Here is a 23,274-nt window from a genome sequence, read left to right as displayed (position 1 = left end):
AATACGGCGCGATCACAAGGATTGCTTGCGGATGCGACAAGCTCGGTTGTCTTTGGAGGATTTCGAACTGCTGCGCGCGATCGGCGCGCACGGCAGCCTGAGCGGCGCGGCCAAGGCCTTGGCGCTGGATCATTCCAGTGCGTTCCGGCGCTTGGCGGCGATCGAGGCGCGCGCGGGCGCAGCGCTGTTCCGGCGCAGCCGCAGCGGTTATGTCGCCACCGACGCCGGGGCGATCGCGATCGCCGGCGCGCAGCGGATTCTCGACGATGCCGATCGGCTGCAGCGGCAGTTGGCCGGGCGCGATGCGCAGACGCAGGGGCGGTTGCGGATCACCATCCCCGATACCTTGGCCGGGGTGGCGGCGCGGATGTGCGCGGCGTTTTCCACGCAGCACCCGTCGGTGCGTTGCGATTTGAGCGTGGCCAATGCGTTCGTCAATTTGCAGCAGCCCGATGCGGATGTGGCTCTGCGCGCGAGTGCGTTGATGCCCGATGGGTTGTCGGTGCGCAGGATCGCTTCGATTTCGACGGCCGTGTATGTGGCGAGCGCGGCGAAGGTGAGCAAGCGTGCGGGGCTGGCTGATGGCGAGTGGGTCGGGTTCGACGATGCGTTGTCGCATCTGTCGTCGGCGCATTGGCTGCGCGCACATGTGGGCGATGAGCGGATCGCGATGCGGGTCAATTCGCTGCCGGCGGCGTTGGCGGCGTGTCAGGCCGGGATCGGGCGGGCGCTGTTGCCTTGTTACTACGCCGATGCGGCCGGTGGGGTGAAGCGGTTGTCGGGGCCGATGGCGGAGGTGCCGACGGAGTTGTGGTTCGCGGTGCATCCGGATTTGCGGCGCTCGACGAAGGTGAGGCTGTTGCGGGAGTTTGCGGTGGGGTGGTTGCCGGGGCGGGTTGAGGTTGGGTAGGTCTTTGGTGCTGGTTGTGTTGAGGCCGATTGTGTTTTGGTCCGTTATGCCGTGACTGGTTATGCCGTGGCCGGCTGTGTTGTGGTTTGTTATGCAGAGCTTCGCTGGTGGGATCCGGCTGAAGTCACTGGATTCCCGCCTTCGCGGGAATGACGGTAGGAGAGTGCGTCCTCGCCTGCGACTTCGCTTTTCTTTTGCTCGTCATTCCCGCGAAGGCGGGAATCCAGTGACTTTAGCGAGCAGCCGCCAACGCCTCGTCATCACCGCAAGCAACGCCACTAGCACCACAAGCGCCGCCCGACACTCACAATCTCCTCACTCCTCACTCCTCACTCCTCTGCTTCTCGCTTCTCGCTTCTCACTCCTCGCCCCACCCCATCTGCTCATCCAACCACCGCAAGAACGCCTTCACCGGCGGATGCCGCTCCCGCCCCGGCACGCATAGCACGTGGTAGGTCTCGCCCGGCACGGTGATGTCGGGACGATGCATCGCCAACAACCCGCGCTCGACGCTGCCCGCGGTCACCACCGAACTCGCCAGCACCAGCCCCTGCCCCGCGCTCGCGGCATGCAAGGCGTAATGCTCTTCGTCGTAGGCGCGCATCACCACGCCGGATTTCATCCAATCCACGCCGGCGCGGCCGCACCAGCTCTGCCAGGTGCATTCGTACAAGCGCGATTCGCCCCACTCCACCGAGATCAAGGTCGGCGAGGACTTCAAAGTTTCGCTCTCGATATGCCCGGGCGCGCCATACACGCCGAAGTATTCGCGCAGGCCGCCATGGCGATGCAGTCCGGCAGGCACCGCGCCGCCGTAGCGGATCGCCAGGTCGACGCTGGCGTCCTGCTGCAGATCGACGACCTGCGCGCCGGTGTCGATGCGCACGGCGATGTCCGGGTGCTGCTGATAGAAGCCGCCGATGCGCGGGATCAACCACAGCGCGGCGAACGACGCGGTGGTGGTGACGGTCAGGCGGCCGGTGCTGCGTTGCGGTTGCAGTGCGGCCAGCGATTGCGCGATCTCCAACAGGGCGCCGTGCACGTCGCGGAACAGGCGGCGGCCGTCGCCGGTCAGGGCGACGCCGCGCGGCAGGCGGTCGAACAGGGCCAGGCCCAGGGTGTGCTCGAGCTGCTTGATCTGGTGCGAGATCGCGGTCGGGGTGACGTGCAGTTCTTCGGCCGCCGCCTTGAAGCTGCGGTGGCGGGCGGCGGATTCGAAGCTGCGCAGGGCGGTGAGGGGGAGGTTGGCGAACATGGGCTCGGGGTGGATGAGTGGAACTGGGGCGAGCGGGTGTCGCAGGTGGGTGAGGATTTCGCTGGGGTTTGTGGGGGCGCGGTCGCGGCTTACGCCGCTCCTACAGCCGGGGTGAGGATGAGCTTGATTCATGCGGGTGCGACTATCGTCATTTGTGACGCTGTGTTGCGGGAAATAGATTCAAGGCTCGACCTCATACGGTGTTTCGCCCGATGACTGTTTCCGCTCCGCCACAACGATTGCTCGTCCTCGTCGCCAGCCCGCGCCGCGACGGCAACAGCGCCACGCTGGGCGCGGCGGTGGTGCGCGGCGCGCAAGCCGCGGGCAGCGAGGCTTCTCTGTGTTTCATCGACGATCACCTCGATGGCTTGGTGCGCGATTGCCGCGAATGCCGCGATGAACACGGACGCTGCCGGATCGAGGACGGGTTCGGCGGGTTGTTTCTGGATCGGTTCCTGCCCGCCGACGGGGTCGCGCTGTGCACGCCGGTGTATTGGTACGGGATGTCGGGGCAGGCGAAGGTGTTCTTTGATCGGATGTTCTGTTATTTCGCCAAGAGCCACGCGGGCTCGGCGCAGGTGCGCGAGCGGATCAGGCGCAAGCGCGTGGCCTTGCTGACCTCATCGGAGGAGATGTATCCGGCGATCGCGCTCGGGATCGTGCATCAGTTGCAGGAGTACGCGCGCTATACCCATTCGCGGTTTATCGGAACGGTGCATGGCTGGGGCAACGGGCGAGGCGAGGTGATGCGCGATCCGCAGGGGTCGGTGGCGGCAGCCGAGGCCTTGGGGCGGGAGTTTTTCGCGCGGCCGTATCTGGATTTGCAGATGGATACGGTGAGGTAGCTCCGCTCGACCGAATCTTCCCCATCCCGCGTTGCGGCGAAGTCTTTTGTGGGAGGGGCTTCAGTCCCGACGCTTTTCGATCCGGTTGCCTGTAAGTGTTGTCGCGTCCGAGCGGAAAGCGTCGGGGCCAAAGCCCCTCCCACAAAAGACCTCGCCGATGCGATGCAGATGAATCAGCGCAGGTCTGGCCTGGCGCGCGGGATCACTCGCTGTCTCGGCGCGGGTTCGCGCGTGCGATGGAGTGGTTGATTCGATTACGACCTCGCGCAAGCGACGTAAGTGCGGGTTCGCGGTCGCGGCTTACGCCGCTCCTACAGGGGCCGTGGGAGCTACGCGGATCAGCGCAGGCCAAACCAGGCGCGCGGGATCAGCAGTTTGAGGGCGCGCTCGGCGCTCTTGCGGCGCAGGCCGCGTTGGGCCAGGCCGCGCATCACCGGGCCGATCCAGCGCCAGCGCGGTTGCAGCAGGATGGCTTCGCGCGCCTGCGCTTCGATCCGGTACATCGCCAGCACCTGTTCGGCCAGGCGGCGCTTTTTCGCCGGCAGGTCGGGGATCTGGCGCAGGCAGGCGTCCAGGTCGTCGGCGGTGCCGCGGTAGAACTGCACGGTGCGTTCGTAGCGGCGGCGCATCGCCACCTCGCGCGGTTCGTCGCGCGCGAACACGGTGCCGCTGACGCTGCCGCAATGGCGCCGGTACTGGATCAGCGGTTGCCGCAGGCACAGCGACTGACCGAGCAAGGCGCCGCGCAGGCTCAGCGCGTTGTCCTCGATAGGCCCGAGCAGCGGCCCGAAGCGATCAAAGACGCAGCGACGGAACGCCAGGGTCGCGCCGAGCAGGCCGATCAGGCGGCCGATGCGCACGTAGTATTCGAGCTCGTACTGCCGCGGACGCTGGCGGAAGCTGATCCGGATCGGACGGCCGTCGGTGTCGATGCCGTCGAAGTCGCTACCCAGCACCATCGCCTGCGGCGCGTGCTTGAAGGCCTCGACGATGGTCGCCACGCGTTGCGGATAGGCGATGTCGTCGCCGGCCATCATCACGATGATGTCGCCGCTGGCCAGCGTCATGACCTCATTGAAATGCGCGGTGACGCCGAGGTTGCTCGCGGTGCGGCGCACGCTGACCCGGTGCGGGCCGCGGTAGGTAGCAACGTGCTCGACCGCCAGCTCGAAGGTGCCGTCGTCGGAGCAGTCGTTGGAAATGATGATTTCGCAGGCCACGGTCTGCGCGAACGCGCTGTCGATCGCGGCGCGGATGTAGGCCGCGTCGCGATAGCACAGCAGCAGGATGCTGACCTGCGGTGCCGTTGCCGGCGGCGGCGCCGGCAACGGCGGCGCCAACGAAGCAGCGGCCGAAAAATCGGCCGCTGCGGGGATGGCGAGGGCGCCCATATCGTTCATGGGCGCCGCGGTCAGACGCCGCCGAGTTCCGACAGACCCTTGCGCTCGGATTCGCGCGAGGCGCGGATCTGCGCGTCCACCGCCGCGATCGCGGTCATGTTGACGACGCGGCGCGGGGTCGAGGCGGGAGTCAGGATGTGCGCGGGCTTGTCCAGGCCCATCAGGATCGGGCCGATCGCCACGCCGTCGGTCATCACCCGAACCATGTTGTAGGTGATGTTGGCCGCGTCGAGGTTGGGCAGCACGAACAAATTGGCGCGGCCGTGCAGGGTCGCGTTGGGGAAGATGCGCTGGCGCAGCGCGTCGTCCCAGGCGGTGTCGGCCTGCATTTCGCCGTCGATCTCGAGCTTGGGCTGGCGCTGTTTGACGATCTGCCGGACCTTGCGCATCTTCGCCGCGGACGGGTTGTCGTGGCTGCCGTAGTTGGAGTGCGACAGCAGCGCGACCTTGGGCTCGATGCCGAACAGCTTGAGGCGGTAGGTCGCCTGCAAGGTGGCTTCGGCGATCTGCTCGGCGGTCGGATCGACCTGCACGTGGGTGTCGAGGAAGAACCACGCGCCCTGATCGTTGATCACGCCGGTCATCGCCGAGGTGCCGGACACTCCGGGGTCGAAGTCGAAGATGCTGCGCATGTAGCCGAGCTTCTTGTGGAAGCGGCCGACCAAGCCGGAGATCATCGCGTCGGCTTCGCCGCGCTCGACCATCAGCGCGGCGATCAGGGTCGGACGCGAACGCAGCAGGTTCTTCGCCGCCGCCGGACTCACGCCGCGACGCTCGGTCAGCGCGTGGTATTGCTGCCAGTATTCGTTGAAGCGCGGATCGTCGTTGATGTTGGTCAGTTCGAAATCCACGCCCTCGCGCATGCGCAGGCCCAGGCGCTGGATGCGGGTTTCGATCACGTCCGGGCGACCGATCAGGATCGGATAGGCCAGCTCTTCGTCGATCACCGTCTGCACCGCGCGCAGCACGGTCTCTTCCTCGCCCTCGGCGTAGACCACGCGCTTGCGGTCGCTGCGGGCGCGGTCGTAGACCGGCTTCATCAGCAGGCCGGTGCGGTAGATGTACTGGCTGAGCTTTTCCTCGTACGCGTCCATGTCGGTGATCGGACGCGTGGCGACGCCGGAGTCCATCGCCGCCTTGGCCACCGCCGGCGCTAGCATGACCAGCAGGCGCGGGTCGAACGGACGCGGGATCAGGTACTCGGAGCCGAACGTGGGGACATCACCGCCGTAGGCGCTGCCGAGGTCGGACGATTCCATCCGCGCCAGCGCCGCGATCGCGCGCACGCAGGCCAGCTTCATCTCTTCGTTGATGACCGTGGCGCCGACATCGAGCGCGCCGCGGAAGATGTAGGGGAAGCACAGCGCGTTGTTGACCTGGTTCGGGTAGTCCGAACGGCCGGTCGCGATGATGCAGTCCGGACGCACGGCCTTGGCGTCTTCGGGCAGGATTTCCGGGTACGGATTGGCCAGCGCGAGGATGATCGGCTTGTCGGCCATGGTCGCGACCATTTCCGGCTTGAGCACGCCGCCGGCGGACAGGCCGAGGAACACGTCGGCGCCGGCGATGATGTCGGCCAGGGTGCGCTTGTCGGTGTCGCGCGCGTAGCGCTGCTTGTCCGGGTCCATGTTGCCGCGACCGGTGAAGAGCACGCCGTCGCGGTCGACCGCGAGGATGTTCTCCGGCTTCATGCCCAGCGCGACCAGCATGTCCAGGCAGGCGATGCCGGCCGCGCCGGCGCCGCTGGTGGCGAGCTTGACGTCTTCGATCTTCTTGCCGACCACTTCCAGCGCGTTGAGCACGGCGGAACCGACGATGATCGCGGTGCCGTGCTGATCGTCGTGGAACACCGGGATCTTCATCCGCTCGCGCAGCTTGCGCTCGACGATGAAGCATTCCGGCGCTTTGATGTCCTCCAGGTTGATGCCGCCGAAGGTCGGCTCCAGCGACGCGATGATGTCGACCAGCTTGTCGGGGTCGCGCTCGTCGATCTCGATGTCGAACACGTCGATGCCGGCGAACTTCTGGAACAGCACGCCCTTGCCTTCCATGACCGGCTTGCCGGCCAGCGGGCCGATGTCGCCCAGTCCGAGCACGGCGGTGCCGTTGCTGATCACCGCGACCAGGTTGCCGCGCGCGGTGAGCTCGCTGGCGGCGGTGGGGTCGGCGACGATCGCCTCGCAGGCGTAGGCCACGCCCGGCGAATAGGCCAGGGCCAGGTCGCGCTGGGTGACCATCGGCTTGGTCGCGGTGACCTTGATCTTGCCCGGCGGGCTGAGGCGGTGGTAGTCGAGCGCGGCGGTTTTCAGATCGTTATCGGACATCAGAGGATGGCTGCCGTGGCAAGGGCGCGAGGTGATTGGACTTGCAGTCTAATGGATCGCCAAGGCGGATTCGCGCGACCGCCGCGGCTTGTTCATTAGTACTTTGGAGTTGTACCACCGGCCCGCGCCAGCACTTTGCCCAACCCGGCGGTGAAGCTGTCGCGGGGCGTGCACGGGCCGGCCGCGCGCGCAGCGGCGGGGGCGAAAACGTGACCGGCGCTGCGGAAACCGACGCCTGCGTATGGGGCTCAGGGCGCATCGGCCGCCGCCTTGCCGGGCTGCACGGTGCTGCGCCACGCCTCCAGGAACTGGCGCCGCTTGAGCGCGTCGAGGTACACCAGCAAGCCTGGCCCCAGCGCGATCGGCCGCAGCGCGCGCACCCGCGCGCCGTCGCGCGCATGCGGCGACAGCGGCGCGCCGTCGGCGGCGCGGATCGGCTGCAGGCCGACCTGTCGGGCCAGCATCGCCTGGCCGCGCGGCGACAACAGATAGTCGAGAAACTGCCCGGCCTCGGCCGCGTTCGGCGCGGTGCGCGGGATCAGCGCGGTGCGCAGCAGGACCAGGGTGTAGTCCTGCGGCAGCACGATCCCGAGCGGCGCGCCGGCATCGACCCGGGCCTGGGCGTAGGACCCCAGCACGTTGTAGGCCAGGGCGAGGTCGCCGCGCGCGACCCGGTCGAGCAAGGGCCCGGTGCGTTCCTCCAGCTGGACCCGGTTGTCGCCGAGCGCGGCCTGCAGCGCGCCGGCCATGCTGCCGAGCTGATGGTCCTGAGTCGCCAGCAGATACCCCACGCTGCTGCGGGCCACGTCGTAAGTGCCGACCCGCCCGGCCAGCTTCGCCGCCGGATCGCGCAGCAGGGCGAGCAGTTGCCGGCGCGTGCGCGGCACCTGCTCGGGCCGCAACAGACGCTTGTTGTAGACGATCACCACCGGCTCGTAGCTGATGCCGAAGGCTTCGTGCCGCCATTGCGACCACGCCGGCAGCGCGGCGGTGGCCGGCGAACGATGGGCCAGCGCATGGCCGTCGTTGGCCAGTTTGGTCTGCAGGTCCATACCGCTGCTGATCAGCAGGTCGGCGCGATCGCCAGCGCCAGCGCGCAGGTGGCGGGTATAGATGTCCTGCGCGACCAGATCGGAGTACTCGACCTGGGTGTTGGGATGCAATCGCTGGTAGTCGGCGATGACCGCGGCGAAGTTCTCGATGTCGGTGGAGCCGTGGATGCGTAGGTGGGCGGTGGGGGTTTGCGCCGCCTTGAAGGTGCGGGTGTCGCCTGGGGCGGCGTAGGCGGCGGAGAAAAACGAGTGCAGAAGAGTGAGGAATGAGTAAAGGCAGAAGCGGCGCACGGCGTTGTAACGCGAGGTCGCGCGCTTTTTCTCGTTTCTCACTTTTCTGCACTCGTTTTTTGCATTTCTGCATTCGTTTTTCAAGCAATGCTCCTCGGCAGCCGCAACGTCACCACCAACCCGCCGCCGACCCGATTGCTCAGATCGATGCGGCCACCGTGGCTGTCGACGATGCGCTTGACTATCGCCAGGCCGAGCCCGGCGCCGCCCGAGGCGGCGTCGCGGCCGCGGGCGAAGCGTTCGAATACGGTTTGCGCATCGGCGGCGGCGATGCCGGGGCCGTGGTCGGCGACGGTCAAGACCGCGCTGGACGCGGCATTGCCCTCGCCTGCGGCTACGGTCAGTGCGATCTGCAATGGCCCACCGGGTTGGCCCGGACGCGGCTGGCCGTGTTTAAGCGCGTTGTCGATCAGGTTCTTGATCGCCTCGCGCAGCAGCAGCGCGTCGCCCTGCACGCGCACCGGGTCGCTGGTCACGGCCAGATTCAGATCCGGGCGCGGGCCGGACTGCGGGATCGATTCGTACAGCGCCTGATGCAGCAGTTCGGCCAGGTCGACGGTTTCGAACTGTTGCAGGTGCGAGCGATGAATCGCGCTAGCGTCGCTGAGCAACTGGTTCAACAGCCGGCTCATGTGATTGGCGTTGCGTTCGATCATCACCAGACTGCGGCGCTGTTCGGCCGGATCGTCTTCGTCCAGCGCCAGCTGCGCCTGCGCGCGCAGCGCGGCCAACGGCGTGCGCATCTGATGCGCGGCGTCGCCCATGAACGCGCGCAGGGTTTCGTTGCTGGCCGCCAGCCGGCCCATGAAGCGGTTCAAGGCGCCGACCAGTTCGCCGAGTTCCAGCGGCACCGAACCGGGCACCGGCTTGAGATCGGACGGTTCGCGCAGCGACAGATCGCGTTCGAGTTTCTGCAACGGGCGCAAGGCACGATGCACGCCGATCCACACCAGCGCCAGCGCCGCCAGCGACAACGCCACGATTGCGATCAGTGCGCGCAGCACCACATCGTCGGCCAGGGCTTCGCGCGCGATCCGGGTCTGGCCGACCTGCACGATCGCCTGACCCTGGCTGGCCGGACCGGCGACCCAGCGCGATACCGCGACGAAACGCGTGCGTTCGCCCAGGTATATCGCATCGAACAGCTTCGGCTTGCCGTCCAGCGGCGGCGACGGCGGCGCGGGCAGATCGGCGTAACCGGTGATGGTGCCGCCGTCGCGGCCAGCGCCGCGATTGCTGGAAACCCGGTAATACACGCGATCCTCCGGCGCCATCGCGAGCAGGTCGAGCGCGGCATACGGCAGGTCCACCTGCCATTGCCCGTCGACCAGCGCGACGCTGTCGGCGATCGACAGCGCCGAGGCGATCAGCAGATGGTCGTAGGAACGGTCGGCGGCGGCGCGGCCATAGCTGCGCGCGGCGAGGAACAGCAGCACCGCGCCGATCAACGACAACACACCGAGATACAGCAGCAAGGTGCGGCGGATCGAATGCGGGCGCACCGGCTCAACCATCGGCCGGCTCCACCGCTGCATCGGCCGGCGCGGCATCGGACGCTTCGATCATGTAACCGGCGCCGCGCACGGTGACGATGCGCAGCGGCGCGGCGGCCAAGCGCTTGCGCAGACGGCCGACGTACAACTCGATCGCGTTCGGCCCGGCCTCGTCGTCGAAACCGAACAGGCCGTTGCCGATCTCGTCCTTGCTGACCACCTGACCGAGCTTGCCGATCAGGATTTCCAGCAGGCGGAATTCGCGGTTCGGCACCTCGATCGCTTCGCCGTCGAGACTGACCCGATGCGCGCCGCTGTCGAAGGCGAAGCCGCCGATCTGCACGATCGCGCTGGCCTGGCCGCGGTTGCGCCGCAGCAATACCCGGCAGCGCGCTTCGAACTCGCGGAAATCGAACGGCTTGGCCAGGTAGTCGTCGGCGCCGGCATCGAGCGCCTGCACCCGGTCCTCGATGCCGTCGCGCGCGGTCAGCATCAACACCGGCGTGGCGTCGCCGCGTTCGCGCAAACCAGCGAGCAGGCCCAGCCCGCTCAAGCGTGGCAGGCCGATGTCGAGCACGATCAGGTCGAAGCTTTGATACCGCAGCACGCTGGCGGCCTTGAGCCCGTCGGACTGCCAGTCCAGCGCGTGCCCGTCGCGGCGCATGCGCCGCACGATCGCGTCGGCCAGATCGGCGTTGTCCTCCACCAACAGAATTCGCACCAGATCGACTCCGTCGCTCAGTCAGAAGCCGCGTTCGGCAGCGGCCAGCGAAAACAGCATCCGCGATGACAGGTCTTTGACAGCTTGCGCCGCCTAGCCTGCGCTGGATGGGTTGGGACAGGCCGTGCGGGCCGACCCGACTATAAGCGCAGTGAGCGCGCATGTCGCGCGAAACCGCCTGAAAACGCACGAAAAGAAGGGTCGGGAGAACCATCGATGGCTGTTGTCCACCACGCCGGCGCGTGCGTCGCGCTGTGCCTGCTCGCCGCGTCCGGCGGCGTCCATGCGCAGGCAAGCGACGAACGTCCGGTCACCGCCGAACTCGGCGGGCGCATCCACTGGGACTTCGCCCAGTTCGACAACGACGGCCGCGGCCTCGCCAACCCCGACGACACCGAAGTGCGACGGCTGTGGCTGGATGTGTCGGGCCAGTTCTACGGCTGGGGCTACAAGATCGAAGGCGACTTCGCCGGCCTGCAGGACGATTTCAGCGGCGACAGCGTCGAAGTCAAGGACGTGTATGTCACCCGTGACTTCAAGGCCGGCAAGCTGACGATCGGCCAGTTCAAGCAGTACTTCACCCTGGACGACCGGATCAGTTCGAACTACGGCGCGTTCATGGAACGCAGCATGTTCGCCAGTTCGGTCGCGCCTTTGTATCGGTTAGGCGCGGCTTGGATCACCGCGGGCGAGGACTACACCGTCGGCGGCAGCGTCTACAGCCTGGAGAGCATCGACGTGTGGCAAGTGAAGGGGCGCGCATTCGGCGCGCGCGGCACCTGGGCGCCGCGTCATGACGACGGCGACACCTTGCACCTGGGCCTGTCGCTGGCGCGCGAGTACTACGACCACCCCGGCCGCGACGGCGCCAACGGCCTGCGCATCGCGCCGCGCCCGGCCGGGCATCTGTCCGACAACAGCCGCGCGACCTTGGTGAATTTCAATCGCGGGCTGGATACCGATGTCGACAAGTATTCGCTGGAGTTCGGCTTCACCCGCGGGCCGTGGTATCTGCAATCGGAAGTGAGCGGCGCCAATTTCGACGACGGCTCGCAACGCGGCGAAATCCGCTCGGCGTACGGCCTGATCGGCTGGTTCATTACCGGCGAGTCCACGCCGTACGACAGCAAGTCCGGCCGCTTCGCCCGGGTCAAGCCTGCGCGCAGCAGCGGCGCTTGGCAGCTGGCGGCGCGCTACGACACGATCCGCGGCAAGCAGCATCTTTACGGCGCGGCCGGCTTCAACAGAGCATGGGTCAGCGACGTGTCGATGGATCAGGCGAGCGTCGGGGTGAACTGGTATCTGCGTTCGAACCTGCGCTTCATGCTCGACTGGATCGAGAGCCGCAATCGCGATCGGTTGGCGGATGCGACGCTGGATCGGACGCGCGCGGTCACGGGGCGGTTTCAGTACGACTTTTGAAGACAGTAACGAGTGCAGAGGAGTGAGGAACGAGTAACAGCCATCCACCGGCAGCTCTCACCTCTTACGCCCCACCACTCACTCCTCACTCCTCTCCACTCGTTTTAAGCAACCAGTGCAGAGGAGTGAGGAACGAGTAACAGCCATCCACCGGCGGCTCTCACCTCCCACGCCCCACCACTCACTCCTCACTCCTCACTCCTCTCCACTCGTTTTCTCGCTCCAAAGGAGTCCGCAAATGCTGACCGCGCTCGGCTTCGGCATGGTCCTCACCTTCATGTACCTGATCATGAGCAAGCGGCTGTCGCCGCTCGTTGCGCTGATCGTGATCCCGATCGCGTTCGCCCTGCTCGGCGGTTTCAGCGCCGGCATCGGCGAGATGATGATCGAGGGTATCAAGAAGATCGCGCCGACCGGCGTGATGCTGATGTTCGCGATCCTGTACTTCGGGGTGATGATCGACGCCGGCCTGTTCGATCCGATCGTGCGCCGCATCCTCAAGCTGGTGAAGGGCGACCCGGTCAAGATCGTGGTCGGTACCGCGGTGCTGGCGATGCTGATCTCGCTCGACGGCGACGGCTCGACCACCTACATGATCACCGTCTCGGCGATGCTGCCGCTGTACCAGCGCCTGCGCATGAACGCGCTCAACCTGACCTGCGTGACGATTCTTGCCGGCGGGGTGATGAACCTCACGCCCTGGGGCGGACCGACCGCGCGCGCGGCGACCGCGCTGCATGTCGATCCCAGCGACGTGTTCGTGCCGCTGGTGCCGGCGATGGCGATCTCGCTGCTCGGCATCATCGCGCTGGCCTGGTACCTGGGCATCCGCGAACGCAGTCGGCTGGGCATCGTGACCCTGCCCGGCCACGGCGCGGACTGGAACCCCGACCTCGACACCGACAGCGACAACCTGCCCACGCTCGCCGACAGCGAAGACACCAAGCGGCCGAAGCTGCTGTGGGTCAACGCCGCATTGACCGTCGCATTGATGACCGCGCTGGTGCTCGGCGTGCTGCCGCTGCCGGTGTTGTTCATGATCGGCTTCGCGATCGCGCTGGTGATCAACTACCCCGACCTGGCCGAACAGCGCCGCCGCATCGGCAACCACGCCGGCAACGTGCTCGCGGTGGTGTCGCTGATTTTCGCCGCCGGCATCTTCACCGGGATCCTGTCCAACACCGGCATGGTCGAGGCGATGTCGCGCAGCTTCCTGGCGGTGATTCCCGATGCCTGGGGCCCGTATCTCGCCGTGATCACCGCGATCGCGAGCATGCCCTTCACCTTCTTCATGTCCAACGACGCGTTCTATTTCGGGGTGCTGCCGATTTTGTCGGAAGCGGCCGGGCACTACGGCATCACGCCTGTCGAAATGGCGCGCGCGTCCTTGGCCGGGCAACCGGTGCATCTGCTCAGCCCGCTGGTGCCATCGACCTATCTCTTGGTCGGCATGGCCAACGTCGATTTCGCCGACCACCAGAAATTCACCTTGAAATGGGCGGTACTGATTTCGTTGTTGTTGATGGTCGCGTCGCTCGCGTTCGCTCTGTATCCCTTCGCCGCCTGATGGTCTCCCTGTAGGAGCGGCGCGAGCCGCGACCGCGACATCGCGCTTACGACGCAGTTGTGAGGTCGCGGTCGCGGCTTACGCCGCTCCTACAGTCGCATCCCCAACAGCGAGGAACGAGTTCACAGGAGTGAGGAGTGAGTAAGAGCCAAGGCCACCCTCCCCACGTCCCGCTTTTACTCACTCCTCACTCCTACGAACTCACTTCTCGCTCCAAGGACTAAAGCCATGACACTCCGCATCGCCTACGTCACCAGCGGCATGGGCAGCCTCGGCACCGCGATCTGCCGCAAGCTCGCGCTCAACGGCCATACCGTGGTCGCCGGTTGCGGGCCAAATTCGCCGCGCAAGGCCGGCTGGCTGCGCGAGCAGCGCGAACTTGGGTTCGACTTCATCGCCTCGGAAGGCAATGCCGCCGACTGGGACTCCACGGTCGCCGCGTTCGCCAAGGTCAAGGCCGAGGTCGGCGAGGTCGACGTGCTGGTCAACAACGCCGGCGGCACCCGCGACATCCTGTTCCGGCAAATGACCCGCGAGGACTGGAACGCGGTGATGGCCGGCAATCTGCATACCTTGTTCAACATCACCAAGCAGGTGATCGACGGCATGTCCGCGCGCGGCTGGGGCCGCATCGTCAACATCGCCTCGGTCAGCGCGCAGAAGGGCCAGATCGGCCAGGTCAACTACGCCACCGCGAAGTCGGCGATGCATGGTTTCACCCGCGCGCTGGCGCAGGAGTTCGCCGCGCGCGGGGTTACCGTCAACACCGTGTCGCCCGGGTATGTAGCAAGCGCCGCGATCAGCGCGTTTCCGCCGGATGTGCTCGATCGGCTGGCCGCGTCGGTGCCGGTGCGGCGGCTGGGCAAGCCGGAGGAAGTCGCGAGCCTGTGCGCGTGGCTGGCCTCGGACGATGCGGCGTTCGTGACCGGCGCGGATTATGCGGTCAATGGCGGTTTGCATATGAACTAGAGCAGAAACGAGTGCAGAGGAGTGAGGAGTGAGTGGGCAAGGCTTTTGCTCACTCCTCACTCCTCTGCACTCGTTCTTCGCTTCAACCGATTTCGCTGAAATCGCCCTCGGCCATCTGATCCAAACGAATGCGATTGGCGAACAGCGAGAACGCCAGCATGCCGGCCAGACCGTTGGCGCGGGTGATCCACGGCGGCATCCAGCGCGGAGGCGCCAGCACGCCGTCCTGGAACAGCGGTTCGAAACGCTGCACGTCGCCGAGGGTCATCTTGCCGGCGAACAGCCAGCGGCACAGATGCAGTTTCTGCTGGCGCAAGGCCCAGCGGAAAAAAGTATGCACGCCGACCAGGCCGCGCAGGTACACGGTGTCCTTGGTGAAGGCCGCGCCGCCTCCGGTCGGCACGCCGCGGAACACGCGCTGCGCCGAGGCGAAACTTTCGTCCTGGGTCTGGCCGGCGTCGATGAAATAGCGGAACACTTCGATGAAGTCGGCGCCGTCGAGCGCCATCGCGACCGCGTCGATGCGCAGGCTCAGGCGCTTCATGCGGCCGATGTCGATGCTGCCGGTAATCTGTTCGGCGAAGGTCGCCAAGCCTTCCTGCGTGGCGGTGCTGCGCGGCGACGACAGCGCCAGGCTCGGCAGCACCGGTTGTTCGCGGCCGTTGAGCGCGGTCAGCGAATGCACGAAGGCTTCGTGCTGCAGCAGCTGGTGGCGGTCGTAATCGCTGAACGCCGCGCCGGTGCGCAGGCGGATGCGGGTCGCACCGGCCGCGGCCTTGGCGATCAGGGTCGGATCGAGGACCACGTCGATCACGCGGGTGTCGAAATAATCGTCGAGGTCGCGCTGCAATTGCAGGCTCAACGCGGTCGCGGAGATTTCCACGGTTTCCGCCGGCGACATCAGTTCGCGATCTAGTTCGTTGGCGATGGAAATGAAGTGATTGGCCGCTTCGCGGGTGCTCGGGCCTTGTCCGGGCAGGGCGACATCAGGTTTTCCGAACAATTGCACCGAGTAGTCGGTGACCTGCGGGGTGCCGAGGCATTCGAGCAATTGCGCGGCGATGCCCCAGGAATGCGCCGATTCGATCAGGTATTCGCCGAGCGGATGGTCAGGATCGGCTTCGTTCGCGACCGCTTCGAGTTCGGCGCGTACTTCGCTGAAATCGTGCTTGGGGTAATCGATCACCGGCAGCCGGGCGACGCCGCGCGCGTAGTCGGCGAGGAACGGCGCTTCCAGCCCGGCCGGCCAGCTGGCCATGGTCAGCAGTTTGATGCCGCGCGCGGCGCGGACCATGCGCGCGTCGAGCGCGGCGTGGTGCTGGATGTCGGAGGCGAGGCTGGGCGGGGGCGGCAGGCTCATGGGCGGGGTCCGCGGGGGCGGTTGGGATTCGGTGTTGGCGCTGTTGGCAAAGGCTGGAGCGACAGCAAAAGCAAATCCCTCCTGCCCCCCTTTTGCAAAGGGGGGAGGCGATCGGCGAGGTTTGTCGCTTGCCTGATGAGGCGATGGCGTTCGCCGCGGTCGCAACAGGTTTCGCTGCAGCGGCGATGGCTCTCAATGCAATCGGGATGACGTTCACCGCGGTCGTGGCAACAAACCCGCCGCACACCACGCTTCAAGACCGACGCGTCATCACCCGCAAACCCGTGCTGTTCCCCCCTTTGCAAAAGGGGGGCAGGGGGGATTTGCTTTTGCTTTTGCTCTCCGAGAAGACAAAGCAAACGGCCACCCCACCCGCGCGATCCCAGACCGCCGCGCTCAACGCCGCCCATGCTTATCGCCCGAACTCTTGTTCGAAGGCTTGCCCGCGGGCTTCCCCGGCGCCTTGATATCGGTCTTGTGCGCGCGCCGGTTGGCGAGCTTGCTGGCCGCGCCCGAGACCTCGCCGCTCAACTTCAGATAGCTGGCAAACCGCTGCGGGTCCAGCTTGCCGTTCTCGATCGCCTCGCGCACCGCGCAGCCCGGTTCGCTCGCGTGCGAGCAATCGCGGAACTTGCACTGCTCGGCCAGCGCTTCGACATCGGCGAAATTCTCGGCCACGTCCTCTTCGCCGGTCGGCTTGAGTTCGCGCATGCCGGGGGTGTCGATCAGGCAGGCGCCCGACGGCAGCGGGATCAAGGCGCGATGGGTGGTGGTGTGGCGGCCGCGCGCGTCGCTTTCGCGCACCGCGCCGGTCTTCATGCGTTCGTTGCCGAGCAGGCTGTTGGTCAGGGTCGACTTGCCGGCGCCGGAAGACCCGACCAGCACCACGGTGCGCCCGGGCTTCAGCCACGGCGACATCGCCGCGACGCTGCTTTCGCGATCGCGCGCATTGACCGCGCGGATCGCCACGCCCTGCGCGAGTTCGATCAGCGCGCCGCTGGCCTCGGCCACCGCATGCTCGTTCGCGGCGAGCGCTTCGTCGGCCTTGGTCAGCACGATCACCGGCTCGGCGCCGCCGCGCACCAGCAACAGATAACGTTCGATCCGGCGCGGATTGAAATCGCCGTCCAGCCCGCACACCACGAACACCGTGTCGATGTTCGCCGCGATCAGCTGCTGCTTGTAATGCTCGCCGGCCGCGCCGCGCTTGATCGCGCTGTAGCGCGGCAGCAGGGCCACGACCTTGGCGCGTTCGGGCTCGCCCTCGACCAGCATCCAGTCGCCGACCCCGGGCCGTTGCTCGGGCGCGAGCGAACCTTTCTTGTAATTGGCCGCGCGCTGCCACTCGGGCAGGGACTCGACCCGGTAACCGCTGTCGGGGCCGTCGGAGACCACGTAGCCGCTGCGGTGCTGCTCGGTGACCCGCGCCGGGCGGGCCCGCGGGTGGTCGGCGAGGGCCTGGCGCCAGACCGGATCGGCCGGCAACGGGTCTTCGGCCGTGATCGGCCAACCGATCGCCTGCAAGGCGGCGAATTCAGGAGTCAAAGGCGCGACAGGCATTGGGCATGGCGCGATTCTATAGGCCGCGTGCGGCTTTTGGGCCGAATCGATCGGTCGGCGCGCCGGTTTGCGGGCCGGGGCCGGCCCGCGACGTTGGCCGGATCGTCGAATCGTGCGTGCGGTCGAAAGCGACCGATCCCCTGCCCACCCCGCCCCCGCTGAATCCTGAAGCCGATTCAGCTAGTCTGGACGCCACTTTCATCGACCCCGACCCGCCGCGATGTCCTTGCCGCCCCTGAAAACCCGCGAACGCCTGTCCGAAGTCCGTTACGAAATCCGCGGTGAATTGGCCCGGCGAGCCCGCGAGCTGGAGGCCCAGGGTCGCAAGCAGATCAAGCTCAACATCGGCAACCCCGGCGCGTTCGGATTCCGCGCCCCCGAGCACCTGCAGCGCGCGATCGCCGACCACATCGCCGACACCGATCCCTACACCCATCAGCAAGGCCTGCCGGCCGCGCGCGAAGCCATCGCCGCGTTCCACAAGAAGCGCGGCACGCCCAACGCTTCGCCCGAACGCGTGTTCGTCGGCAACGGCGTCAGCGAGCTGATCGACCTGTCGCTGCGCGCGCTGCTCAATCCCGGCGACGAAGTGCTGCTGCCCTCGCCCGACTACCCGCTGTGGTCGGCCGCGACCATCCTCAACGACGGCCGCCCGGTGTATTACCGCTGCCAGCCCGAGAACGGCTTCCTGCCCGATCCGGACGAGATCGAGCAACTGGTGTCCAGCCGCACCCGCGCGATCGTGCTGATCAATCCGAACAACCCGACCGGCGCGGCCTATCCGCGCGAGTTGATCGAACGCATCGTTGCCATCGCCGCCAAGCACAAGCTGCTGCTGATGTGCGACGAAATCTACGACTCCATTCTTTACGACGGCGCGCAGTTCGTGCCGGTCGCGCCGATCGCCGGCGACCTGCCGTGCCTGAGCTTCGGCGGCCTGTCCAAGGTCCATCGCGCCTGCGGCTGGCGCGTGGGCTGGGCGGTGCTGTCGGGCGATCCGGTCGCCAGCGGCGATTTCCATCACGCCATGGACCTGCTCGGCGCGCTGCGCCTGTGCGCCAACGTGCCGGGCCAGTTCGCGATCGAAGCCGCGCTCAACGGTGAAGACACCATCGCGCCGCTGTGCGCGCCCGGCGGCCGTCTGTACGAAGCGCGCCGCGCGGTGATCGAGTCGGTCGAAGCCAGCAAGCATCTGCAACTGGTCCAGCCGGCCGGCGCGCTGTACGCGTTCCCGGCCGTGGTCGGCGCCGCCGCGCAGGGTTTCGACGACCACCGCTTCGCGCTGGAGTTGCTGGAAACCGAAGACGTGCTGGTCGTGCCCGGCTCCAGTTTCAACGTGCCCTACCGCAATCACTTCCGGGTGACGTTGCTGCCGCAGCCGGCCGACGTGCGCGAAGTGTTCGGCCGGATCGAGCGCGTGCTCGACCTGCAAGCCGAGCGCGCCGAGCACAACGCGCAGGCGCTGTCCGCCGCGGTCGCCTGATCCGTCGGTGAGCGAGTTCAGTTACCTCGCGCTGGGCGACAGCTACACCATCGGCGAAGCGGTCGCCGAGTCGGGACGTTGGCCGGTGCAACTGGCGGCCGGCCTGAGCGAACGCGGCATCGCCGTGGCGGCGCCGCGCATCATCGCCACCACCGGCTGGACCACCGACGAACTCGCGCTCGCGCTGGACCTGGCCGAGCCGCTGGGCGAATGGGATTTCGTCAGCCTGCTGATCGGGGTCAACAACCAATACCGCGGCCGCGGCGCGAGCCAGTACGCGGGCGAGTTCCGCGAGCTGCTGGAACGCGCGATCGGCTATGCGCACGGCCGCAGCGATCGGGTGCTGGTACTGTCGATCCCCGACTGGGGCGCAACCCCGTTCGGCGCGAGCGACAAGCGCGGCCCGGCCACGATCGGCGCCGAACTCGACGTGTTCAATATCACCGCCAGCGAAATCTGCGCGCGCCTCGGGGTCGCCTTCGTCGACATCACCCCGGTTTCGCGCGAACGCGGCAGCGAGCCGGCGATGGTGGCCGAGGACGGCCTGCATCCGTCGGCGGCGATGTATGCGCAGTGGACGGCGCTGGCGCTGCCGGTGGCGATGGGTTTGTTGCGCGATCGGTCACCCTGAGCGCATCGGCCCATTCGCGGCCCGATAGCCCCTGTAGGAGCGGCGTGAGCCGCGACCGCGACACCACGGTTACGACGCAGGCGTGGTGTCGCGGTCGCGGCTCACGCCGCTCCTACAGTCGGACTCCGGCCAAGCGCTCGATTCGTGGATTTCCCCATCCGCGCGCGGAATGCCAAACTGCCCGACCACCCCAGCGACGCGGCCTTCGACCAGCGATGACCCCAGCGGCCCAAGCCATGGCTCCAGGACAGGCGTTGCACATCGCCCGCGCCTACCTGCCCGAACATCCGCTCGGCAATCGCTGGGACTATTACTACAGCCGCGCCAAGCTCAGCAGCGATCCGCTCTACCCCGGCGTCAGCGAGGCCCTGCGTGGCACCGATGCGCCCTTGCTGGATCTGGGCTGCGGGCTGGGCCTGCTCGCCCACACCCTGCACGCCGACGGTATCCGCGTGCCCTACCGCGGGGTCGACAGCGACGCGGCCAAGATCCGCCGCGCGGTGCGCGCCGCCGCCAAGGTCGGGCTGCAGGACGCCCGCTTCGACACCATGGACCTGTCGCGCGAACTGCCCACGCATCGCGGCAACGTGGTGATCCTCGACGTGCTGCAGTTCATTCCGTACCCGGCTCAGGCGCAGGCGATCGACCAGATGATCGCGATGCTCACGCCCGGGGCGAAATTGGTGATCCGCACCGGCCTGGACGACGGCACCGCGCGCGCGCGCGTCACCCTCGCGGTCGATCTGTTCGCGCGCGCGCTGGGTTGGATGAATGCGATGCCGCGTTACTACCCCGACGGCGAAGCGCTGCGCGCGCGCCTGCTCGCGGCGGGGTTACAGGTCGAATTCACCCCGTTGTTCGGGCGCACGCCATTCAACAACTGGCGGATCGTGGCGTCGAAATAAATCGCGATAGCGATCGCGTCGACGCAGCGAGGTCTTTTGTGGGAGGGGCTTCAGCCCCGACGCCTTTCGTTGCGATCGCGGCGTGGCTTCATCGCAGCTGATCGAACAGCGTCGGGGCTGAAGCCCCTGCCACAAAAGCCTCCGGCATCGATATCGCGTGGCATTGCCGGATCGGCTATCGCACCACCGGCACCACGCAGCGATAGCCCAGCGCCTGCAAGCGCGCCAGCAGCATCGCCATCGTCTCGACATTGCGCCCGTGCCGCGCGCCCTCGTGCATCAGCACGATCGCGCCGGGCACCAGGCCGCGTTCGATCCGCGCCACCACCGTGGCCGGATCGGCGGCGACCGCGTCGAAACCGCGCGCGGTCCAGGCCACCCGCGCCAACCCGCAATCGCGCAGCCAGCGCGCGGTGAACGGATTGGCCATGCCGACCACCGCGCGGAACCAGCGCAGCGGGTAACCGGGCAAGAGTTCGCGCAAGGTGCGGTCGGCATCGACGATCTGCCGCCGCATCGCCGCCGGTCCCAGTCGCCAAAACGCCGCCGAGGGATGATCGGCGCTGTGGTGGCCGATGCCGTGGCCGCGCTGCACGATCTGGTTCAACATATCCGGCCGCGCGCGCGCGCGTTCGGCGACGACGAAGAAGGTCGCCTTGACCGCGTGCGCGTCGAGCAGATCGAGCATGGCCGGGGTGTCGGCCGAGGGGCCGTCGTCGATGGTCAGCCAGACCTCGCGCTCGCGCGTCGGCAGGCGGCTCAGGACCGGCCCGAACAGACGCGAGCGCGGCCACAAGGTGCCCCAGAAGATCACCGCGTGGGTCGCGAACATCGTCAACAGCCCGGCTCGCCAGCCCCAGCCCAGCCAAACCGCGATCACGCCCAGTTGCGAGGCGGCGAACAGCCACAGCCAGACGAAGGGTCGGCGCGGCGGGCGATGGGCGACGGTCGGGGTCATCAAGGGATCGGGGGAGGCTCGGGAATCGGGAATCGGGAATCGGGAATCGGGAATCGGGAATCGGGAATCGGGAATCGGGAATCGGGAGCAGCACAGCACCGGCGTGAAGCCTTCACAAGCCGATGGGCTGTGCTGACGGGTTTCGGGCCAATTCGGCATGGCCGCCAGCGGCGCGGGCGCGTGCCCTGTGCCGCATCCTACCTTGCGGCGGCAGCGCGCCGCCCCCATGTGGGCCTCATTCCCGCCAGACAGACCGCCATGTCCCTCGATCCCGCCCTGCGTTCGCGCATCGAAACCCTGCTCCAGTCCAACCGCGTCGTGCTGTTCATGAAGGGCGAGCCGAATGCGCCGCAGTGCGGCTTCTCGGCCAAGGCCGTCGGCGCGCTGAACGCGCTGCTGCCGCAGGGATATGCCCACATCGACGTGCTGTCGAACCCGGACCTGCGCGAAGGCATCAAGGTCTACGGCGAATGGCCGACCATCCCGCAGCTGTATATCGACGCGCAGTTGGTCGGCGGCAGCGACATCATCGAGCAGATGGCCGGCAACGGCGAACTGCACGGCCTGCTCGGCCTGCCCGCGCCGGACCGCAGCCCGCCGAAGCTCAGCATCACCCCGGCCGCGGCGCAGATGCTGCGCGACGCGGTCGCCAACGCCGGCGAAAACTTCGCCGTGCAGCTCGACGTCGACGCGCGCCACAACGTGCGCCTGCAGCTGGCGCCGGTCGATGCCGACGCGGTCGCGGTGGACATCGACGGCGTGCGCGTGCAGACCGACTGGATCAACGCGCGCCGAGCCGACGGCGTGTCGATCGACTGGGCCGACGACGAACGCGGTCGCGGCCTGGTCATCACCAACCCCAACGCACCGCCGCCGGTGCAGTCGATCGCACCGGAACAAGCGAGCGAACGCGTGAGCGCCGGCAGCCTGCGCCTGGTCGACGTGCGTCCGGCCGACGAACGCGCGATCGCCCGGGTCGGCGTCGCCTTCGACACCTTCGACGCCGGCACCGACGCGCTGGAATCGCTGCCCAAGGACACGCCGCTGGCGTTCGTGTGCCATCACGGCGGCCGCAGCGCGCAGGCGGCCGAACACTTCCGCCAGCAGGGCTTCACCCAGGTCTACAACGTGATCGGCGGCATCGACGCCTGGGCCGATCTGGATGGATCGATCGCGAAGTACTGATCCGCTGCGAATGTGATGAACGACGGCCGCGATGTCATCCATCGCGGCCGTTTTTGTTTCTAGCCGCCGCGAAGCCTCGATAGCCCCCTGTAGGAGCGGCGTGAGCCGCGACTGCGAATCGCGCAGGCCGGCGCAACGTCGGCTTACGAGGTAATACCGGCTTGGTGCGGCTTTCGTCGGTGATCACCGCGATCATTGCCAGCTCCCTGTAGGAGCGGCGCGAGCCGCGACTGCGAATCGCGCGGGCCGGCGCAAGGGTGGCTTATGAGGTGTTACGAGCTAATGGGGCTTTTCGCCGGCAACCGATGTTTCGCGGTCGCGGCTTACGCCGCTCCTACAGGGGGCTTCGATGCCGCGACGTTGAGCGCGGGCCGCGTCGCTCAGCCCTTGAAACCGCCATCGTCGAGATAGGCCTGTTCCTCGGCCGTGGTCTCGCGCCCCAGCGCCGCGTTGCGGTGCGGGAAACGGCCGAAACGCTCGATGATCTGCAGGTGCTTGACCGCCCACAGCGCGGCATCGGTGCCGTCGTCGTTCGCCGGCAGGGCGCGGTGCAGTTCGACCGAGCGGCGCTGATCTTCGATCGCTTCGGAATGCTCGAACGGCAGATAGAAAAACGCACGCAGCGCCGGTTCGATGCGCTGATCGTGGCCGACTTCCAGCGCGCGCCGCGCGTAATGTCGCGCCAGCGGATCGGTCGCGTACGAATGCGCGCTGTTGCGGAACACGTTGCGCGGGATCTGGTCGAGCAGGATCAGCAGCGCCAGCGCCGATTCGGCGTCGCGCTCGATCCAGTCGTCGTATTCGCGACGCGCGGCCGCGTGGTGCGCTTCGAGAAAGCCGCTGCGGCATTGCTGGTCGAAATGGTCGCTGCGGTCGAACCATCGGGCGGGACCGGCGTCGCGCCAGAACGCGACGACTTCTTGGGCGGTGACGGGCATGCGGG

Annotated in this window: 20 protein-coding genes; 10 read left to right on the top strand and 10 right to left on the bottom strand. The window is 67.3% G+C overall.

The features are described from left to right. The first annotated feature begins 31 nt into the window (after positions 1 to 31). On the top strand, positions 32 to 910 hold the full coding sequence (locus AC3A4T_RS03740; RefSeq protein WP_487674452.1) for a LysR family transcriptional regulator: 879 nt from the start codon (positions 32 to 34) through the stop codon (positions 908 to 910). A gap of 358 nt (positions 911 to 1,268) precedes the next feature. On the opposite strand, the gene AC3A4T_RS03735 is transcribed toward AC3A4T_RS03740, so the two are convergent. After that, the gene (locus AC3A4T_RS03735) at positions 1,269 to 2,165 is read right to left on the bottom strand and encodes a LysR substrate-binding domain-containing protein (protein ID WP_487674160.1); all 897 of its coding nucleotides are present in this window, start codon (positions 2,163 to 2,165) and stop codon (positions 1,269 to 1,271) included. A gap of 200 nt (positions 2,166 to 2,365) precedes the next feature. Here AC3A4T_RS03735 and AC3A4T_RS03730 point away from each other — a divergent pair, with 200 nt between their 5' ends. Both AC3A4T_RS03730 and AC3A4T_RS03725 read left to right on the top strand, forming a co-directional pair. Then, positions 2,366 to 3,010, top strand: a complete 645-nt coding sequence (locus AC3A4T_RS03730) for a flavodoxin family protein (protein ID WP_487674159.1) — start codon at positions 2,366 to 2,368, stop codon at positions 3,008 to 3,010. Positions 3,011 to 3,058: 48 nt separating this feature from the next. Further along, positions 3,059 to 3,259: a DUF6053 domain-containing protein gene (locus AC3A4T_RS03725; RefSeq protein ID WP_487674158.1), complete on the top strand. Its 201-nt coding sequence runs from the start codon at positions 3,059 to 3,061 to the stop codon at positions 3,257 to 3,259. An 89-nt stretch (positions 3,260 to 3,348) separates the two neighbouring features. On the opposite strand, the gene AC3A4T_RS03720 is transcribed toward AC3A4T_RS03725, so the two are convergent. From AC3A4T_RS03720 to AC3A4T_RS03700, 5 genes are all read right to left on the bottom strand, one after another. After that, positions 3,349 to 4,410 (bottom strand): glycosyltransferase, encoded by a 1,062-nt coding sequence (locus AC3A4T_RS03720; protein WP_487674157.1) that lies wholly within the window; start codon positions 4,408 to 4,410, stop codon positions 3,349 to 3,351. Between the two features lie 11 nt (positions 4,411 to 4,421). Continuing rightward, on the bottom strand, positions 4,422 to 6,734 hold the full coding sequence (locus tag AC3A4T_RS03715) for an NADP-dependent malic enzyme (RefSeq protein ID WP_487674156.1): 2,313 nt from the start codon (positions 6,732 to 6,734) through the stop codon (positions 4,422 to 4,424). Between the two features lie 248 nt (positions 6,735 to 6,982). Beyond that, on the bottom strand, positions 6,983 to 8,077 hold the full coding sequence (locus AC3A4T_RS03710; protein WP_487674451.1) for an ABC transporter substrate-binding protein: 1,095 nt from the start codon (positions 8,075 to 8,077) through the stop codon (positions 6,983 to 6,985). Positions 8,078 to 8,157: 80 nt separating this feature from the next. Further along, complete coding sequence (locus tag AC3A4T_RS03705) at positions 8,158 to 9,591, bottom strand: sensor histidine kinase N-terminal domain-containing protein (protein WP_487674155.1); 1,434 nt, start codon at positions 9,589 to 9,591, stop codon at positions 8,158 to 8,160. Continuing rightward, on the bottom strand, positions 9,584 to 10,291 hold the full coding sequence (locus AC3A4T_RS03700) for a response regulator (RefSeq protein WP_487674154.1): 708 nt from the start codon (positions 10,289 to 10,291) through the stop codon (positions 9,584 to 9,586). Before AC3A4T_RS03700 ends, AC3A4T_RS03705 begins: the two co-directional genes overlap by 8 nt. Before the next feature lie 216 nt (positions 10,292 to 10,507). Here AC3A4T_RS03700 and AC3A4T_RS03695 point away from each other — a divergent pair, with 216 nt between their 5' ends. The 3 genes from AC3A4T_RS03695 to phbB all read left to right on the top strand — a co-directional run bounded on the left by AC3A4T_RS03695 (position 10,508) and on the right by phbB (position 14,249). Continuing rightward, positions 10,508 to 11,713: an OprO/OprP family phosphate-selective porin gene (locus AC3A4T_RS03695; RefSeq protein WP_487674153.1), complete on the top strand. Its 1,206-nt coding sequence runs from the start codon at positions 10,508 to 10,510 to the stop codon at positions 11,711 to 11,713. Positions 11,714 to 11,951: 238 nt separating this feature from the next. Continuing rightward, positions 11,952 to 13,280, top strand: a complete 1,329-nt coding sequence (locus AC3A4T_RS03690) for a CitMHS family transporter (RefSeq protein WP_036102571.1) — start codon at positions 11,952 to 11,954, stop codon at positions 13,278 to 13,280. A 228-nt stretch (positions 13,281 to 13,508) separates the two neighbouring features. Next, the gene (phbB, locus tag AC3A4T_RS03685) at positions 13,509 to 14,249 is read left to right on the top strand and encodes an acetoacetyl-CoA reductase (RefSeq protein ID WP_056115541.1); all 741 of its coding nucleotides are present in this window, start codon (positions 13,509 to 13,511) and stop codon (positions 14,247 to 14,249) included. 82 nt (positions 14,250 to 14,331) lie between these two features. Here the strand turns inward: phbB and AC3A4T_RS03680 are convergent, their stop codons facing one another. Both AC3A4T_RS03680 and rsgA read right to left on the bottom strand, forming a co-directional pair. Next, positions 14,332 to 15,609 (bottom strand): flavohemoglobin expression-modulating QEGLA motif protein, encoded by a 1,278-nt coding sequence (locus AC3A4T_RS03680; protein WP_487674152.1) that lies wholly within the window; start codon positions 15,607 to 15,609, stop codon positions 14,332 to 14,334. 396 nt (positions 15,610 to 16,005) lie between these two features. Beyond that, positions 16,006 to 17,169, bottom strand: coding sequence for a ribosome small subunit-dependent GTPase A (rsgA, locus tag AC3A4T_RS03675; protein WP_487674151.1), 1,164 nt, complete (start codon positions 17,167 to 17,169; stop codon positions 16,006 to 16,008). 220 nt (positions 17,170 to 17,389) lie between these two features. Between rsgA and AC3A4T_RS03670 the strand changes: the two genes are divergently transcribed. The 3 genes from AC3A4T_RS03670 to AC3A4T_RS03660 all read left to right on the top strand — a co-directional run bounded on the left by AC3A4T_RS03670 (position 17,390) and on the right by AC3A4T_RS03660 (position 20,188). Continuing rightward, entirely contained in the window at positions 17,390 to 18,652 is a 1,263-nt protein-coding gene (locus tag AC3A4T_RS03670) for an aminotransferase class I/II-fold pyridoxal phosphate-dependent enzyme (RefSeq protein WP_487674150.1), read from the top strand. A 7-nt stretch (positions 18,653 to 18,659) separates the two neighbouring features. Next, entirely contained in the window at positions 18,660 to 19,283 is a 624-nt protein-coding gene (locus AC3A4T_RS03665; protein ID WP_487674149.1) for an SGNH/GDSL hydrolase family protein, read from the top strand. 236 nt (positions 19,284 to 19,519) lie between these two features. Further along, positions 19,520 to 20,188, top strand: a complete 669-nt coding sequence (locus tag AC3A4T_RS03660) for a methyltransferase domain-containing protein (RefSeq protein ID WP_487674148.1) — start codon at positions 19,520 to 19,522, stop codon at positions 20,186 to 20,188. Positions 20,189 to 20,363: 175 nt separating this feature from the next. Here the strand turns inward: AC3A4T_RS03660 and AC3A4T_RS03655 are convergent, their stop codons facing one another. Next, positions 20,364 to 21,149: a polysaccharide deacetylase family protein gene (locus AC3A4T_RS03655; RefSeq protein WP_487674147.1), complete on the bottom strand. Its 786-nt coding sequence runs from the start codon at positions 21,147 to 21,149 to the stop codon at positions 20,364 to 20,366. A gap of 255 nt (positions 21,150 to 21,404) precedes the next feature. On the opposite strand from AC3A4T_RS03655, the gene AC3A4T_RS03650 reads away from it, so the two are divergent. Continuing rightward, positions 21,405 to 22,331, top strand: coding sequence for a glutaredoxin domain-containing protein (locus AC3A4T_RS03650; protein ID WP_487674146.1), 927 nt, complete (start codon positions 21,405 to 21,407; stop codon positions 22,329 to 22,331). A 380-nt stretch (positions 22,332 to 22,711) separates the two neighbouring features. Here the strand turns inward: AC3A4T_RS03650 and AC3A4T_RS03645 are convergent, their stop codons facing one another. Continuing rightward, positions 22,712 to 23,269: a DUF924 family protein gene (locus AC3A4T_RS03645; RefSeq protein ID WP_487674145.1), complete on the bottom strand. Its 558-nt coding sequence runs from the start codon at positions 23,267 to 23,269 to the stop codon at positions 22,712 to 22,714. Positions 23,270 to 23,274: the final 5 nt, after the last annotated feature.

It is taken from the genome of Lysobacter sp. Soil_N_51 (genome assembly GCF_057655755.1).
The sequence above is the reverse complement of the archived record's forward strand: the minus strand, read 5'-3'. Positions and strand labels throughout refer to the sequence as shown.